We start from the raw sequence: 15,513 nt of genomic DNA on the forward strand, positions 1-15,513 counted from the left end.
ATTGTATGCGAATGATGGACGCTATTGTAAAACCGTCTGCAGCTCCGGGTTTAGAGCTGCGTCAGGTACCGGTTCCCACTCCGGGTCCGGGCGAAGTACTGATCAAGATCCATAAAACAGCGATCTGCGGTACAGACGTACATATTTATGACTGGAACGAGTGGTCCACCCAGCACATCAAGCCGCCGATGGTTATCGGACATGAGTACGTGGGCGAGATCGCAGAATTAGGCGCAGGAGTGACCGGCTTTACAGTTGGCCAGCGCGTATCCGGCGAAGGCCACATCACCTGCGGCCACTGCCGTAACTGCCACAACGGCAACATCCAGTGGTGCAAGGACACCAACAGCGTGGGCGTAGACCGTGACGGCGCATTTGCTGAGTATGTATGCATCCCGGCTACAAACGTGATCGCCATCGATCCCAGCATGGACGAGGATGTGGTTGCCATGTTCGACGCCGTTGGAAATGCAACCCATACCGCTTTAATGTTTGATCTTGTGGGCGAGGATGTTCTTATTACAGGAGCAGGCCCCATCGGCATCATCGCTGTTGCCATCTGTAAATATGCAGGCGCACGCCGCGTGATCATCACCGATATCCAGGATGCCCGTCTGGAATTAGCAAAGAAGATGGGCGCAGATGCAGCTGTGAATACTGCAAAAGAGGATCTGATGACCGTTATGAAGGAGCAGGGCCTGGTTGAGGGCTTTGACGTGGGTCTTGAGATGTCCGGAAGCGGAGCTGCCTTAAAGCAGATGATCTCCGTTATGAGAAACGGCGGAAAGATCAGCCTTCTGGGTCTGGCCAACGGCCCGTTCCAGATGGATATGAACGAAGTGATCGGAAAAGGCCTGACACTGCAGGGTATCTACGGACGTAAGATGGACAACTGGCACCAGATGATCTATATGGTACAGGGCGGTCTGGATCTGAAGCCGGCGATCACCCACAGATTCCACTATACAGAGTTTGAAAAGGGATTTGAGGCTATGCACAGCGGAAAATCCGGTAAAGTCATCTTAGACTGGACAACGAAGAAATAGGAGGAAACCCAATGAAGACAGCATTTGAAACCTACCGTGCGGAATTAGATGCGATCCGTGAGGCAGGAACCTATAAGAGCGAGCGCATCATCACAACACCCCAGCGCTCCCGTATCGATACAACAGCAGCCAACGGCGTAGTAAATATGTGCGCCAACAACTACCTGGGCCTTTCCGCGCATCCCCGTCTGATCGAGGCTGCCAAGGCCAGCTATGATAAATGGGGCTTCGGTCTTTCTTCTGTACGTTTCATCTGCGGAACCCAGGAGATCCACAAAGAGCTGGAGCAGAGAATCGCAAAATTCGTTGGCATGGAAGACGCGATCCTTTACTCCTCCTGCTTTGACGCCAACGGCGGTCTTTTCGAGGTCCTTTTAAATGCAGACGACGCCATCATTTCCGATGAGCTGAACCATGCTTCCATCATCGACGGCGTAAGATTATGTAAGGCCAAGAGATACCGTTATAAAAACAACAACATGGAAGACTTAAAGAAGCAGTTAGAGGATGCAAGGGCAGCAGGCTGCAAGCGCATCATGATCGCCACTGACGGCGTATTCTCCATGGACGGCTACATCGCAAACTTAAAGGGTATCTGCGATCTGGCTGATGAGTACGATGCGATGGTTATGGTAGATGACAGCCACGCAGTTGGCTTCATGGGTGAGCATGGCCGCGGAACTGCTGAATACTGCGGCGTTATGGGCCGTGTGGACATCATCACCGGTACCTTCGGCAAGGCCATGGGCGGAGCTTCCGGCGGATACACCGCTTCCAAGAAGGAGGTTGTTGACCTTCTTCGCCAGAGAAGCCGTCCGTACCTGTTCTCCAACACACTGGCTCCGGCGATCTGTGCCGCTACCATCGAGACCATCAACATGTTAGAGGAGTCCACCGCTCTCCGTGACAAGGTTCACGAGAACGCTGCATACTTCCGTAAAGAGATGGAGAAGATCGGCTTTGATCTGCTTCCGGGCGAGCATCCCATCGTTCCGGTTATGCTCTACGACCCGAAGGTTGCCAATGAGTTTGCCCGCCGTATGTTAGATAAGGGCGTATACGTAGTAGGCTTCTGCTATCCGGTAGTTCCCAAGGGACGTGACCGTGTACGTACCCAGATTTCTGCGGGACATACAAAAGAGGACCTGGATTTCGCAGTGAAGTGCTTCGCAGAAGTGAAGGCTGAAATGGGGATCTAAGGATCTGTAAATAAGGATAAAAAAGAGGAAGGGAAACCTGGATGACAGGGCCCTTCCTTTTTTATGGATCTATTGGGTTTTCTCGACTGCCTCAAATACCTCCGCCTTCTGGAGCCCGTAATCCAGGGCTTCTTTGTGGGTATCAAAATAGATATCCAGGTGGTTTTCTACTACGCCGCTGCCCTTATCCTCCACTGTATAGATAATGCCGTCGATGAGGAGCTTCGTTCCCAGGGGGAACTGGTCCAGGTCGGCAGAGATGGTGTGGTCTTCTTTGGGAACTGCGCCGGAATAGGTGTACAGATGACCGCCGCTGCATGCTTCACAGCCGCAGTAAGCGGAGATCTTAAAGGTTCCATAGGATCTGCCGGGAACGGCGGTCTCCTCCGGCTCTGTCTCCGTTATCTTTAAAGAGGGAGCTTTTTGGGAACCGTCTGCCATCCCGCCGGCGTCTTCTGCTGGCTTCCGGGGTCCTCCGGACGTTTTCGCTGGTTCGGCTTCCATGGCTTTGTCCGCAGGCTTGGCGGCCTCCAGGGGGCTTTCAGGCCCATCATATGTATCCTCCACGGCCTCTTCAAAGCCTGGCCCGGTCTCGGCGGCCTGGGAGGGGAATACGGCGATGGAAAGGAACAGGGCAGTACCGGCCATGGCGGCGCGGCAGAATCCATTTTTCTTCATAAGCAACCTCTCTGTTGATCGTACTTAAAATTACAATTTGTCATAAAGAAATTTCATTTATTTCATTATATTTACAAAAGTGTTAAATGTCAAGAAAAACAGCCGGATCTTCCGGAGGTTTCTGCCGAAACAGCTGTTTCAGATCCTTTCATTAGAAGGTTTCTCCGTTCCGGCTCCCGCATCGGAAGAAATGATAAAAATGCATCAATGCAATGAAAAATGAAAAAATATCTTGACAAACGGGGACTTAAGTAATATAGTAACAACTGTAAATGTTAGCACTCATAGATAAAGAGTGCTAATAAAACAAAAAGAGGGTGAAAATGTGGAGCTGGACGAAAGAAAAGAGAAGATTTTGAAAGCCATAATCCAGACGTATTTAGAGACAGGAGAGCCGGTGGGCTCCAGAACGATCTCCAAATATTCTGGTCTTAAGTTGAGCTCCGCTACCATAAGGAACGAGATGTCGGATCTGGAGGAGCTGGGATACATCATCCAGCCCCATACGTCGGCAGGACGGATCCCCTCTGATAAGGGATACCGGTTCTATGTGGACCAGATCATCCAGGAAAAGGACAGCCAGGTAAACGCCATGCAGGACATGATGATCCAGCGGGTGGACCGGGTGGAGCTTTTACTGAAGCAGATGGCCCAGATCCTGGCCAGCAATACCAACTATGCGACCATGGTCAGCGGTCCCAATTACCACCAGACGAAGCTGAAGTTCATCCAGCTTTCGAGAGTGGAGGCCAACAAGCTTCTGATCGTGGTGGTGGTGGAAGGAAATATCATCCGGAATTCCTTTGTGACTTTGGATGAAGAGCTTTCCAATGAAGAGATATTAAACTTAAATATCCTTTTGAACAACAGTCTCAACGGGCTTACGATCCAGGAGATCAATCTGGGAGTGATCGCAAGGCTCAAGGAGCAGGCGGGGATCCATAGACAGGTGGTGGAATTTGTCCTCAACGAGGTCTCTGAGGCCATTGGCTCCCAGGCGGAGGATCTTCAGATCTATACCAGCGGAGCTACAAATATTTTCAAGTATCCGGAGCTCTCCGATACGGAAAATGCCAGCAAGCTGATCAGTACCCTGGAGCAGAAGGAGCTTTTAAAGGGACTGTTTGATGAAAGCCAGGCGCCGTCGGCATCGGATTCCCAGATCCAGGTCTATATCGGAGATGAAACGCCGGTGAAGACCATGAAGGACTGCAGCGTGGTCACTGCCAACTATGTGCTGGGAGACGGCCTTAGGGGAACCATCGGGATCATCGGACCCAAGAGGATGGACTATGAAAAGGTCGTCGGGACCCTAAGGACTCTGGTGACCCAGCTGAATGAAACATTTAATAAGCAGCAGTAAATAGAAATGAAAGGTGTCGAGTCAAGTGGAAGAGAAGGAACTGGAAAAGAAAGCTCCAGGAGAGGCAGAAGCAGAAAATATTCCCGAAAACGGAGCGGGAGCTGAAAACACAGCGGAAAACGCGGCTGGGCCGGCAGGGGCCAGCGCAGACGGAGAAGCTGCTCCGGAAAATGGAAAAGAAGAAAAGAAAGAGAAAAAGGGGCTTTTTGGAAAGAAGAAGGACCCGAGAGATACCCAGATTGAGGAGCTGACGGACCAGTTAAAGCGGTCCATGGCAGAGTTTGACAATTACAGGAAGCGGACGGATAAAGAAAAGTCCGCTATGTATGAGATCGGAGCCAGGGATGTGATCGAGAAGATCCTTCCTGTGGTGGATAATTTTGAGCGAGGCCTTGCCACCGTTCCCGAGGATGCGAAGGAAACGCCCTTTGCCGAAGGAATGGAGAAAATATATAAGCAGCTTATGAAGACCCTGGACGACATGGGCGTAAAGCCCATCGAGGCTGTGGGCAAGCCGTTTGATCCCAATTTCCATAATGCAGTGATGCATGTGGACGACGAATCCCTGGGAGAGAACGTGGTGGCATCGGAGCTGTTAAAGGGATATATGTACCGGGATACTGTGGTACGCCACAGCATGGTGCAGGTTGCCAACTAACTGGAAGTAATTTATCATTGTTTATAAATTCAGGAGGAAATCACTATGAGCAAGATCATTGGTATTGACTTAGGTACAACAAACAGCTGTGTAGCAGTTATGGAAGGCGGTAAACCGACCGTTATCGCCAATACAGAAGGAATCAGGACCACACCGTCCATCGTGGCATTTACAAAAAATGGAGAAAGACTGGTAGGTGAGCCGGCAAAACGTCAGGCCGTGACCAACGCAGACCGCACCATCTCCTCCATTAAGAGACACATGGGTACAGATTATAAGGTAGACATCGACGGAAAGAAATATACTCCCCAGGAGATCTCCGCAATGATCCTCCAGAAGCTGAAAGCAGACGCAGAAAGCTATCTGGGCGAGAAGGTGACAGAGGCAGTTATTACCGTTCCGGCTTATTTTAACGATGCTCAGCGTCAGGCTACCAAGGATGCAGGTAAGATCGCAGGCCTGGAAGTAAAGCGTATCATCAATGAGCCCACAGCCGCAGCCCTGGCTTATGGCCTTGATAATGAAAAAGAGCAGAAGATCATGGTATATGACTTAGGCGGCGGTACCTTCGATGTTTCCATCATTGAGATCGGTGACGGCGTCATCGAGGTTCTGGCTACCAACGGCGATACCCGTCTCGGCGGCGATGACTTCGACAACCGTGTGACCCAGTGGATGATCGACGAGTTCAAGAAGGCAGAGGGCATTGACCTGTCCGGCGACAAGATGGCTCTCCAGAGATTAAAAGAGGCTGCTGAGAAGGCAAAGAAGGAGCTGTCCACAGCCACCACCACCAACATCAACCTTCCGTTCATCACAGCCAACGCAGAGGGACCGAAGCATCTGGATATGAACCTGACAAGAGCGAAATTTGACGAGCTGACCAGCGATCTGGTGGAGAGAACTGCGATCCCGGTACAGAATGCCCTAAAGGATGCCGGACTTTCTGCATCTGAGCTTTCCAAGGTCCTCCTGGTAGGCGGCTCCACCCGTATGTTAGCCGCACAGGAGAAGGTAAAACAGCTGACAGGCAAAGAGCCCAGCAAGACCTTGAACCCGGATGAGTGCGTTGCCATCGGAGCAGCGATCCAGGGCGGTAAATTAGCCGGCGATGCAGGCGCAGGCGATATCCTCCTTCTGGATGTAACACCGCTTTCCCTGTCCATCGAGACCATGGGCGGCGTTGCCACAAAGCTGATCGAGAGAAACACCACGATCCCCACCAAGAAGAGCCAGATCTTCTCCACAGCAGCCGATAACCAGACTGCCGTTGATATCCATGTGGTACAGGGTGAGAGACAGTTTGCAAGAGACAATAAGACTCTGGGCCAGTTCCGTCTGGACGGCATCCTTCCGGCCAGAAGAGGCGTTCCGCAGATCGAGGTTACCTTTGATATCGACGCCAACGGCATCGTAAACGTATCCGCTATGGATAAGGGAACAGGCAAAGAGCAGCACATCACCATTACCTCCGGCTCCAACATGTCTGACGCAGATATTGAGAAGGCCGTGAAGGAGGCAGCCGAGTTCGAGGCCCAGGATAAGAAGAAGAAAGAGGCCATCGACACAAGGAACGATGCAGATTCCATGGTATTCCAGACCGAAAAGGCCCTGGAAGAGGTAGGCGATAAGATCGATGCCAACGATAAGGCAGCCGTTGAGGCAGACTTAAATACACTGAAAGAGGCTGTAAACCGTGCGCCCATCGATCAGATGACAGACGCCCAGGTGGAAGACATCAAGGCCGCAAAAGAAAAACTGATGCAGAGCGCACAGCAGCTCTTCACAAAGGTTTATGAGCAGGCCCAGGCGGCTGGCGGAGCCCAGGGAGCAGGTTCCCAGGCAGGACCCCAGGACGCAGGCCAGGCAGGCTACGGCGATGATGTGGTAGACGGAGATTACAAGGAAGTCTAATAATAAAAGCTGCGAAGCGTATAAATCGAAGGTATGGGGATTAGGCGGCATTCCGCCTAACCCCTTTCCCACTATATAGAGTTTGAAAGGTAAGACTTGAAATGGCAGAGAGCAAGAGAGATTATTATGAAGTCCTTGGCGTGCCGAAAGATGCAGATGATGCGGCGTTAAAGAAGGCATACAGAGTTCTGGCGAAGAAGTACCATCCCGATGCCAATCCGGGAGATAAAGAGGCGGAGGCTAAGTTCAAGGAGGCTTCCGAGGCATACAGCGTGCTCAGCGATCCGGAAAAAAGAAGACAGTACGACCAGTTTGGCCATGCGGCCTTTGACGGAGGCGCCGGCGGGGCCGGAGGCTTTGGAGGCTTTGATTTCAGCGGCGCAGACATGGGCGATATTTTCGGCGATATTTTCGGCGATTTCTTCGGCGGCGGCAGGAGCAGGGGGCGCAGCAACGGGCCCATGCGCGGAGCGAATTTAAGGACCGGTGTCCGGATCACCTTCGAGGAGGCGGTATTTGGCTGTCAGAAGGAGATTGAATTAAACCTGAAGGATGAATGCCCCAAATGCCATGGAACGGGTGCAAAGCCGGGAACCTCTCCGGTGACCTGCCCCAAGTGTAATGGGAAAGGAAAGATCGTTTATACCCAGCAGTCCTTCTTTGGACAGGTACAGAACGTGCAGACATGTCCGGATTGTCAGGGATCCGGCAAGATCATAAAGGAGAAATGCCCGGACTGCTATGGCAGCGGATATATTTCCAGCAGAAAGAAGATCCAGGTGACGATCCCGGCAGGTATCGACAACGGACAGAGCATCCGGATCGCCGGAAAGGGAGAGCCGGGGATCAACGGCGGTGACCGGGGAGACCTTCTGGTGGAGGTGACTGTATCCAAGCACCCGATCTTCAAACGGCAGGAAACCACCATCTTCTCCACCGTGCCCATTTCCTTTGTAACAGCGGCACTGGGCGGCCCGATCCGTATCAAGACCGTGGACGGGGAAGTGGAGTATGAGGTAAAGCCTGGCACCCAGACCGATACCAAGGTACGGCTCAGAGGAAAGGGCGTTCCGTCCTTAAGGAATAAGAATATCCGTGGAGATCATTTTGTGACCCTGGTGATCACAGTGCCTGAAAAGCTCAATGAAGAGCAGAAGGAGGCCCTGCGGCGCTTCGACGACGCCATGAACGGCATTGCGCCGGAAGGCGGAAAGAAGAAGCGGGGACTTTTTGGAAAATAAAACAGGATGATCCGGGAGCTGCTGCAAAAGAGCGGATTCTCGGCGTTCCCTTATGGGAGCGCCGTTCCGCTATTCTTTTGCAGCAGCTTTTTTATTCGCTTCCCGCAGTGTTTTTCAAAAAAAGTTCTTTTATATAGAGCATATCCTGGAATAATGGAATAAATAGATTTTCATGCCCTCTGCTGCAATTGAGATTTGTGACCTGTGGATGGCAGAAGCTGATGACAGGGATCTGTTTTTTATTGATCTCAGTAAAATAATACTGCCAGTCCCGGTCAAAGGTCCTGGACTGGAAGGATGCCCATTCCGTTGAAACCGGCAATACATGATCTTTAAGCAGGGCAGCATTTCCCTTGATCCCGGAACTGGCCAGACCACAGCAGATGATCATGCCTGGATCACACAAACAGATCTCTTCCAGGATCTTTCCATGCTGCATCTGCACCGCATCCAGAAGCTGGCTTCCAGAGGCGCGGCTGCCGCCGCCCTCCTTCTTCAGATTCATAACAGCAACGCGCCTTAGCTGTGCCGCGCGGCTGGGGGAGGACATATCCCACGGATACTCCCCGTCACCGTCCAGCAGGGCTTTTGTCCATCTGCCGATGTTGTTCCATGTTCTCCATCCGCTTCCATCTCTGCGGAGATCCGCACACAGGTCCCGCTCGTGCCGGCAGTTCATATCGCGGAGAATAAATAAAATGTGCGGCCTGTCATAGTGAGCGGGATCAACAATCCCGTCCCGGATAAAAGCGTTAAACGAATATTCGGATTTCCATTTTGTAAACAGCTCATCAAAGTTCATGGAAAGGCCTCCCTGCTTTTGCAAAAGTCTTCCGGCTCCTGGCCGGATCTATATGGCGTTTGGTACAGAGCATATCCAGGCCTCCGCGGCTAATGTCATAGGAAAGTGCATTCTATGACATAAAAAACGCTCCGCGGGGATCGCTATACAGCGGAAGGAAATTTGTCCGCAGAAGCGGCCCGCCGCAGGCGGAGAAGCCCTGTCCGATCATTATAAACGGGAACAGGCAGAAGTGTAAGCCCCTTTTTGGGCATAGACAGGGACTTTTTTCTGCTATGCCCAAAATTCCGGAGATTTTTGGGTGTATACAGAGAAAAAAGAGAAATATGCCCAATCCATAGGAGAAATCCAGTGAAATCCGGTGAAAATCCCAGGATTTCCGTGAGATTTTTGGGCACTGTGGGAAAAAACGTACATTTTTGCCCAATATTTTCAAAAATAGGGGAGGGGGGAATATGGGACCGGAAGGATCCCGGTTTTCGCAGACGGCGGTGATCTGAAAGGAAACATGGGGCGGGAGCCTGGAACGGGCGCGGGAGGCGCAGGGCAGCTGGATATCTGCGGCAAACATAATACTAAATAATCAAATATACATTGACAGACGAGGTATTATATTGCATAATGAAATTAAGGAAAGGTGGTGGGAGCGTGTCGATCACATCGGATATTTTACGGGGACACACAGAAACGATCATCCTGTCCCTGCTGCTGAAGCAGGACAGCTATGGCTACAAGATCAACAAGGAGATCCTGGCCCGGACGGACCGGAGGTACGAGCTGAAAGAAGCGACCCTGTATTCAGCGTTTAAACGGCTGGAGCAGGCGGGCTGTATCCGGACGTATTGGGGAGACGAGACCACTGGAGCCAGGCGAAGATATTACTCGATCACAGAAAAAGGGAGAGAAACCTACGCTTCCAACCGGAGGGACTGGGAGGAGGCAAAGGAGCTGATCGACCGGCTGCTGGACGATGACGGGGAGGGCACAGCATGAAAGAAAAACTGAGAAAATATGTGGAAGATATGGTAAGGGATATCCCGAAAACCAGAAATGTGGTGGATTTAAAGGAAGAGATCATTGGAAATATGGAGGAAAGGTACGATGATCTGCGGGCAGAGGGGTACGGGGAGCAGGACGCCTTCGACTGTACCATCAATGCCATGGGCGACATCCGCTCGCTTTTTGAAGAGGAAAACAAGGAAAACGGCGGCGGAAAGGGAGAGCCTGTAATGGCGGGAGAAAGACCAGAAAAGAAAAAAGACCATACGGTGAAGATCCTGGTTCTGGGAGCTGCCCTTGGAGTCCTGCTGTTTCTTCTGGGCGCCGGTATGGTGGCAGCCAGGGTGGACAGGGGCCATAAAGGAGGAGAAGAGACCCTTGAGGCATCGGGACGTCTGGATGGGGAAAATCATTTTGAAGACCGGAAGGAGACGGGAGAGACTGGCCCTGGCATGGAGGAACCGGGGATAGGAGAGGCTGGCCCCGGTGTAGGACAGCCAGAAATAGGAGAGAGCGGTCCTGGAACAGAAAAGCCGGGTACGGAGGAGACTGGTTCTGGCGCAGGAGCTGACCCTGGAGATACTCCCGATGGATGGAGATGGACAAAGCTCGGCGATGGCGGGATCCTTAAACGTCAGATCCCTATGGACGAGGCAGAGGACATCCAGATCTCCTATATACTGACCGATCTGAACGTGGAGGTGACAGATTCCGAGGAGATCCTTCTGGAGGAGGAGTACGTGGTCCCGTGGGAAGAGATCCATCAGACCAGGGTGTCTTCTGGCGGAGGCCGGGTGGAGATCGTCAACGATGATCCGGATGGATCAAAGGGAACGATCGTCTTAGGACTGACAGGACTGAGGTTTGAAGACGAGGAAAAGAAAAGGCTCCCGGTTTCCGCCAGGATCCAGATCCCAGAGGATTTCCGGGGAGAGCTGGAGATCAATACGGTATCGGGAAACATACGGATTCCGAGATTTGAGGGAGAGAGCCTGGAGGTCGCCACAGTATCCGGCGATCTGGATGGAGGAACGATCAGAGGAGCAGTGGAGGGAGAGAGTGTATCCGGGGATCTGAGCATTGAGAAGGCAGCGGCGGGCGCAGAGCTTTCCACCGTATCCGGGAAGATGACGATCGGAGAGGCCCAGGGAGATATTTCCATGGAAAGCGTGTCTGGAGAGATCCTTGTGGAAAAAGCAGAGGATCCCCGGTTTAAGTTCGAGGCCCAGTGGGTCAGCGGCGGTCTGGAGACAGATTTTGACGGGCAGCTGGAATGGGAGAAAATGGGTGCCAGGGGGATCGTGGACAGAGGAAACGGCAGGGAAAGCGGAAAGAACCTTCCCAGGATCCAGTTCACCACCACATCGGGAGATATGGAATGTTATACAGGAAAATAGAAGGATGAAAAATAGCCAGGGAGCTGCAAACGGGGGATCTGCGGATCGCTTCCTCCGTTTTGCAGCTCCTTTTTAATGGAAAAAATTATTCTTCAGCTTCCAGCAGATCATCGATCTGCTTCCAGATGGCGTTGATCTCTTTGAGAGAATCCAGGCGGTCCTGCTTCTGTTCCATGGCTTCGCCCATGGCCTTTAAGGCTGCGTCAAAATCTTTTTCCTTTACAGCGGCCCTGGCCTGGGTCCGCAGGGATTTTATGGAGAGACTATCCATGGAAGAACGGACCTCACGGATCCTGGTCTTCAGTTCCCGGGCTTTTTTCCAGGTATCTTTGGAAATGATCAGCTCCCCGGTCTCCTTACGGATCTGCCGGATCTCGCTGAAACGGGCCGACAGGGCCTTATTTTCGGTGCGGACAGCGTCCATCTCCTCCTCCAGGGCCTTTAATTCCTCCCGGATGGGAGTTACGGCCTCTTTATATTCCGCCCTTGTTTCTGCCGCAAAGGCCGGGAAGGACAGAAGGCATCCCATAACAACGGTTGTGACCGCCAGCTTCATACATTTTTTCATTGTGCATCATATCCTTTCTTTTCAGTGTGGGACCGGAGCTTTTATTCTATAGGAAAGCACATCCCGTAACAAAAAAATGTTTTGCAGGGACCGCCACGCGGCGGAAGAGAAGTTTAATGCAGAAACGGCCCGCCGCAGACGGAAAAGCCCACAGGCGGGCTTCTTTCCCGCAGGACTGCTCCGGATAGGAATATATTACCAGGTCCATCTGCAATAGAAAAGGTGCAGGCTGCGGCAGTCCTGCGGCAGAAATGGGGCAAAATCATAAATGGAAGGAACCGGGGCTTCTGGAAAAGAAAAAGCGGATTGTATGCGATTAAAAACTTGAAGTTACAGCTGGGATATGTTATCTTTTTCACAAAACAGAGACGACTGCAAAAAATCACAGGAGGAATAATTCGATGAGAGGTGTTGAGACCAGGATCCAGGAGATCCGCCACAGGATCTTCCGCGAGGCGGCCCGTATGGCCTACCATACCGAGTGGCCCATTGACAAAAGGATCGAGGAGCTTCCATATAAGATCATCCCCGGGGAGGTTGGAAACTTCCGCAATGACGTGTTTTTAGAAAGAGCCATCGTAGGAGAACGGCTGCGCCTGGCCATGGGACTTCCCTACCGCGGGGCGGGAGACCCGGCCCCTGTATCCGATGGGATCGAGGCGGCAGACCGGCCGGAAACGTATTATACGCCGCCGCTGATCAATGTGATCAAATTTGCCTGCAATGCGTGTGCAGAAAAAAGGGTCATGGTGACCGACGGCTGCCAGGGCTGTCTGGCACACCCCTGTGTGGAGGTCTGCCCCAAGGATGCGGTGAGCCTGGACCGGACCAACGGGAAATCTAAGATCGATCCGGAGAAGTGCATTAAATGCGGCCAGTGCGCAAAGGTGTGCTCCTACAACGCCATCATTATCCAGGAGCGTCCCTGTGCGGCGGCCTGCGGTATGGACGCCATCCACTCAGACGAGAACGGAAAAGCAGATATCGACTATGACAAATGCGTTTCCTGCGGCATGTGCCTGGTGAATTGTCCCTTTGGAGCCATTGCGGACAAGTCCCAGATCTTCCAGGTGATCCGCGCCATCCAGACAGGAGAGCGGGTATACGCCGCTGTGGCTCCTGCCTTTGTGGGACAGTTCGGCCCCAAGGTGACACCCGGAAAGCTGCGGGCGGCCATGAAGCAGCTGGGCTTTGCCGATGTATTTGAGGTTGCCATCGGGGCAGACCTCTGCGCGGTCCAGGAGGCCGAGGACTTTATAAAAGAGGTGCCGGAGCATATCCCCTTTATGGCAACCTCCTGCTGCCCGGCCTGGTCTGTGATGGCAAAGAAGCTGTTCCCGGAATACGCAGACTGCGTTTCCATGGCCTTAACGCCCATGACCCTGACTGCCAGACTCATTAAAAAGCAGCATGAGAAGGCAAAGGTGGTATTCATCGGACCGTGTGCGGCCAAAAAGCTGGAGGCCATGCGCCGCAGCGTCCGCAGCGAGGTGGATTTCGTGCTGACCTTTGAGGAGATGGCAGGGATCTTTGACGCCCGCCATGTGGATATTGAGAACATGGAGGAGGATCCCGACGGCGTCAACGACGCTTCCGCAGACGGCCGCAATTTTGCCGTGGCCGGAGGCGTGGCAAAATCGGTGGTCAATGTGATCAAGGAACGGTATCCCGATAAGGAGATCAAGGTAGCCAACGCTGAGGGCCTTAAGGAATGCAGAAAGCTCCTGACCATGGCCAAGGCTGGAAAATATAACGGTTATCTTCTGGAGGGAATGGCCTGTCCCGGCGGCTGCGTGGCCGGGGCCGGGACCATGCAGCCCATTAAAAAATCCCAGGCTGCCGTGGGGCTTTACGCCTCCAAGGCGGGCCACAAGACCTCCGACGGAACGGAATATGTGAAGGAACTGGAGAAGCTGGTGGAATAGATCCCTGTAAAAACAAAAAACGCTTAAGCAGAGAAATGGTATCTGCTTAAGCGTTTTTTTTATGTCATAGGAAAGTGCGTCCTATGACATAAAAACGCTCCGCGGGGATCGCCATGCGGCGGAAGGGAATTATGCCGCAGAAGCGGCCCGCCGCAGGCGGAGAAGCCCGCAATCGGGCTTCTTTATGGGCTGGTCCCGAAAATGCGGATCAGGGAGGACATGGTTTTCAGCACGTTCTTTTACAGGAATCTCCGGAAGGGCATGATCAAGACCCGGAGCACGCCGTAAAAGATTTTTTTGCCTGCACTCATTTCCCGGGGCACGTAGTTTTCGCCGTTGATGTACGTCCCCTCCGGCGTCATGTACCGGCTGTACGTCTTGTTGACCTCTGCCTCTTTGCGGATGACGGCGTTTAATTCCGGGGAATCCACGGCCAGCATCAGCTCTGTATCCTGGTAGGTGCTCCGCATATCCATATTATAGGAGCCGACGATGCTCATGCGGTCGTCGATGAGGACGGCCTTGGAATGGCTGGAGTGTTCGCCCAGATATTCGTAGACACGGACGCCGGTGGCCCAGATCTTCTTTTTCTGGTTCAGATAGTCGGTACAGCCCCAGGGATTGGCGCCGCTGGCCACATCGTTGGTGATGATCTCCACCAGGTCTGTTTTCTTACACAGGGCCGTAAGGTCTGCGTACATTTCCTTTCCGCAGATGATGTAGGGCGTGTAGACCGTGATCTCCTTTCCGGTCCCCATGAGGTGGCAGACGGTTTCCCACATCCAGGGCTCCTTATTGGAGGCATTGATGGGGTTGTGGAGGAGGGTGATCCGGTTGGTCTCCATGGTGAGGGTTTCATAATCCCAGGGCTCATAGGCGGACGGATAAGAGGACTTCAGGGCGTCAGCGTGGGCGGTAAGCCACTGGATGCATTCCTGGGATTTTTCCCGGTCGCCCATTTTCGTATACAGCTTCGCGTCGGGCAGCTCCCAGACAGACTGGAAATACTGCTTTAACTGATGGATGGAGGCCTCCGGGTCCCCGGCAGTCTCATAGATGAACAGCTCCCGGTCGATGTTTTTCACCGGCGTATAGTCTCCCAGGAACAGGTTAAAGGTATTCCTGCCGCCTAAAAGATACATCTGATCGTCAATGATCAGATATTTGTCATGGAGTCTGGCCTGCATTTTCCACGGTGCATAAAAGTGGATGGGATTATAGATCTTCAGCTCGATATTTTCATGGGAAGCCATGGCCTCGAACCATGGGCTGCTGTTCACATCCAGCATACCGCTGAATCCGTCCACCAGCATCCGGATCCGGACTCCGCGTTCTGCTGCGGAAAGGAGAGATGCCATGATGTCCTTGCCGGCTTCATCCACGTTAAAATCGAAGGTGGAGAAGATGATCTCCTTTTCGGCCTGGTCAATGAGATTCAGACGGTAGAGGAGGGCATCGGTGTTGTCGTCTATGTAGGCGGCCCGCTCAGCGCCGGGAAGCTCTGAGTAATATTTTGCGGAACGGATCCGGTCCAGGATCTCCTGGGGGACCTTTTTATGGGCCACATAGGGCAGGGTCAGCAGGAGGATGTAAAGGAGCAGCAGGAACAGAAATGAGACGCCAAAAAATTTTAAAATCCTGATCATAAGCAATTCACCTCAAAATGAAAGAAAAAATTAAAGAAAAGGCCTTGAAATTTTCACGGTACTTTATCATAATAAAA

At 52.5% G+C, this 15,513-nt stretch carries 13 protein-coding genes; 9 read left to right on the forward strand and 4 right to left on the reverse strand.

Features of this window, described 5'->3' with window-relative positions; all coding sequences use genetic code 11:
- The first annotated feature begins 5 nt into the window (after window positions 1–5).
- Together tdh and ACI6NM_RS00495 are read left to right on the forward strand one after the other, a co-directional pair.
- Window positions 6–1,046, forward strand: coding sequence for an L-threonine 3-dehydrogenase (gene tdh / locus ACI6NM_RS00490; RefSeq protein ID WP_022273184.1), 1,041 nt, complete (start codon window positions 6–8; stop codon window positions 1,044–1,046).
- 11 nt (window positions 1,047–1,057) lie between these two features.
- The gene (locus ACI6NM_RS00495) at window positions 1,058–2,245 is read left to right on the forward strand and encodes a glycine C-acetyltransferase (protein WP_022273185.1); all 1,188 of its coding nucleotides are present in this window, start codon (window positions 1,058–1,060) and stop codon (window positions 2,243–2,245) included.
- 69 nt (window positions 2,246–2,314) lie between these two features.
- Here ACI6NM_RS00495 and ACI6NM_RS00500 read toward each other — a convergent pair whose 3' ends face one another.
- Window positions 2,315–2,923, reverse strand: a complete 609-nt coding sequence (locus ACI6NM_RS00500) for a 3D domain-containing protein (RefSeq protein WP_262427502.1) — start codon at window positions 2,921–2,923, stop codon at window positions 2,315–2,317.
- Window positions 2,924–3,248: 325 nt separating this feature from the next.
- On the opposite strand from ACI6NM_RS00500, the gene hrcA reads away from it, so the two are divergent.
- The 4 genes from hrcA (at window position 3,249) to dnaJ (ending at window position 8,099) form a co-directional block, all read left to right on the forward strand.
- Window positions 3,249–4,286 carry a heat-inducible transcriptional repressor HrcA gene (gene hrcA, locus ACI6NM_RS00505; RefSeq protein WP_022273187.1) on the forward strand — a complete coding sequence of 346 codons (1,038 nt, stop codon included), beginning with the start codon at window positions 3,249–3,251 and terminating at the stop codon, window positions 4,284–4,286.
- A 25-nt stretch (window positions 4,287–4,311) separates the two neighbouring features.
- A complete protein-coding gene (gene grpE / locus ACI6NM_RS00510) occupies window positions 4,312–4,944 on the forward strand; it encodes a nucleotide exchange factor GrpE (protein ID WP_262427503.1) in 633 nt (210 codons plus the stop codon).
- Between the two features lie 45 nt (window positions 4,945–4,989).
- Window positions 4,990–6,858, forward strand: a complete 1,869-nt coding sequence (dnaK, locus tag ACI6NM_RS00515) for a molecular chaperone DnaK (protein WP_022273189.1) — start codon at window positions 4,990–4,992, stop codon at window positions 6,856–6,858.
- 101 nt (window positions 6,859–6,959) lie between these two features.
- Window positions 6,960–8,099, forward strand: a complete 1,140-nt coding sequence (gene dnaJ / locus ACI6NM_RS00520) for a molecular chaperone DnaJ (protein WP_158359135.1) — start codon at window positions 6,960–6,962, stop codon at window positions 8,097–8,099.
- Window positions 8,100–8,190: 91 nt separating this feature from the next.
- Here dnaJ and ACI6NM_RS00525 read toward each other — a convergent pair whose 3' ends face one another.
- Window positions 8,191–8,901 (reverse strand): hypothetical protein, encoded by a 711-nt coding sequence (locus ACI6NM_RS00525; protein ID WP_262427504.1) that lies wholly within the window; start codon window positions 8,899–8,901, stop codon window positions 8,191–8,193.
- 648 nt (window positions 8,902–9,549) lie between these two features.
- Here ACI6NM_RS00525 and ACI6NM_RS00530 point away from each other — a divergent pair.
- Both ACI6NM_RS00530 and ACI6NM_RS00535 read left to right on the forward strand, forming a co-directional pair.
- A complete protein-coding gene (locus ACI6NM_RS00530; RefSeq protein WP_022273192.1) occupies window positions 9,550–9,894 on the forward strand; it encodes a PadR family transcriptional regulator in 345 nt (114 codons plus the stop codon).
- Window positions 9,891–11,297 carry a DUF4097 family beta strand repeat-containing protein gene (locus tag ACI6NM_RS00535; protein ID WP_262427505.1) on the forward strand — a complete coding sequence of 469 codons (1,407 nt, stop codon included), beginning with the start codon at window positions 9,891–9,893 and terminating at the stop codon, window positions 11,295–11,297. The genes ACI6NM_RS00530 and ACI6NM_RS00535 overlap by 4 nt, the downstream gene beginning before the upstream one ends.
- Window positions 11,298–11,382: 85 nt before the next feature.
- Here the strand turns inward: ACI6NM_RS00535 and ACI6NM_RS00540 are convergent, their stop codons facing one another.
- Window positions 11,383–11,865, reverse strand: coding sequence for a hypothetical protein (locus ACI6NM_RS00540; protein ID WP_262427506.1), 483 nt, complete (start codon window positions 11,863–11,865; stop codon window positions 11,383–11,385).
- A gap of 401 nt (window positions 11,866–12,266) precedes the next feature.
- Here ACI6NM_RS00540 and ACI6NM_RS00545 point away from each other — a divergent pair, with 401 nt between their 5' ends.
- A complete protein-coding gene (locus tag ACI6NM_RS00545) occupies window positions 12,267–13,790 on the forward strand; it encodes a 4Fe-4S dicluster domain-containing protein (protein WP_262427507.1) in 1,524 nt (507 codons plus the stop codon).
- 239 nt (window positions 13,791–14,029) lie between these two features.
- On the opposite strand, the gene ACI6NM_RS00550 is transcribed toward ACI6NM_RS00545, so the two are convergent.
- Window positions 14,030–15,436, reverse strand: coding sequence for a phospholipase D family protein (locus ACI6NM_RS00550; RefSeq protein ID WP_262427508.1), 1,407 nt, complete (start codon window positions 15,434–15,436; stop codon window positions 14,030–14,032).
- Window positions 15,437–15,513: the final 77 nt, after the last annotated feature.

Source organism: Pilosibacter sp. YYHA0881 (genome assembly GCF_051602715.1).
GTDB lineage: Bacteria > Bacillota > Clostridia > Lachnospirales > Lachnospiraceae > Alitiscatomonas > Alitiscatomonas aceti.

Excerpts from the sequence above, each read along its gene's own strand:
- ACI6NM_RS00545 (WP_262427507.1), top strand. The coding sequence starts at position 12,267 with ATGAGAGGTGTTGAGACCAGGATCCAGGAGATCCGCCACAGGATCTTC.
- ACI6NM_RS00540 (WP_262427506.1), bottom strand. The coding sequence starts at position 11,865 with ATGAAAAAATGTATGAAGCTGGCGGTCACAACCGTTGTTATGGGATGC.
- dnaJ (WP_158359135.1), top strand. The coding sequence starts at position 6,960 with ATGGCAGAGAGCAAGAGAGATTATTATGAAGTCCTTGGCGTGCCGAAA.
- dnaK (WP_022273189.1), top strand. The coding sequence starts at position 4,990 with ATGAGCAAGATCATTGGTATTGACTTAGGTACAACAAACAGCTGTGTA.
- tdh (WP_022273184.1), top strand. The coding sequence starts at position 6 with ATGCGAATGATGGACGCTATTGTAAAACCGTCTGCAGCTCCGGGTTTA.
- ACI6NM_RS00525 (WP_262427504.1), bottom strand. The coding sequence starts at position 8,901 with ATGAACTTTGATGAGCTGTTTACAAAATGGAAATCCGAATATTCGTTT.
- ACI6NM_RS00500 (WP_262427502.1), bottom strand. The coding sequence starts at position 2,923 with ATGAAGAAAAATGGATTCTGCCGCGCCGCCATGGCCGGTACTGCCCTG.
- ACI6NM_RS00535 (WP_262427505.1), top strand. The coding sequence starts at position 9,891 with ATGAAAGAAAAACTGAGAAAATATGTGGAAGATATGGTAAGGGATATC.
- ACI6NM_RS00495 (WP_022273185.1), top strand. The coding sequence starts at position 1,058 with ATGAAGACAGCATTTGAAACCTACCGTGCGGAATTAGATGCGATCCGT.
- ACI6NM_RS00550 (WP_262427508.1), bottom strand. The coding sequence starts at position 15,436 with ATGATCAGGATTTTAAAATTTTTTGGCGTCTCATTTCTGTTCCTGCTG.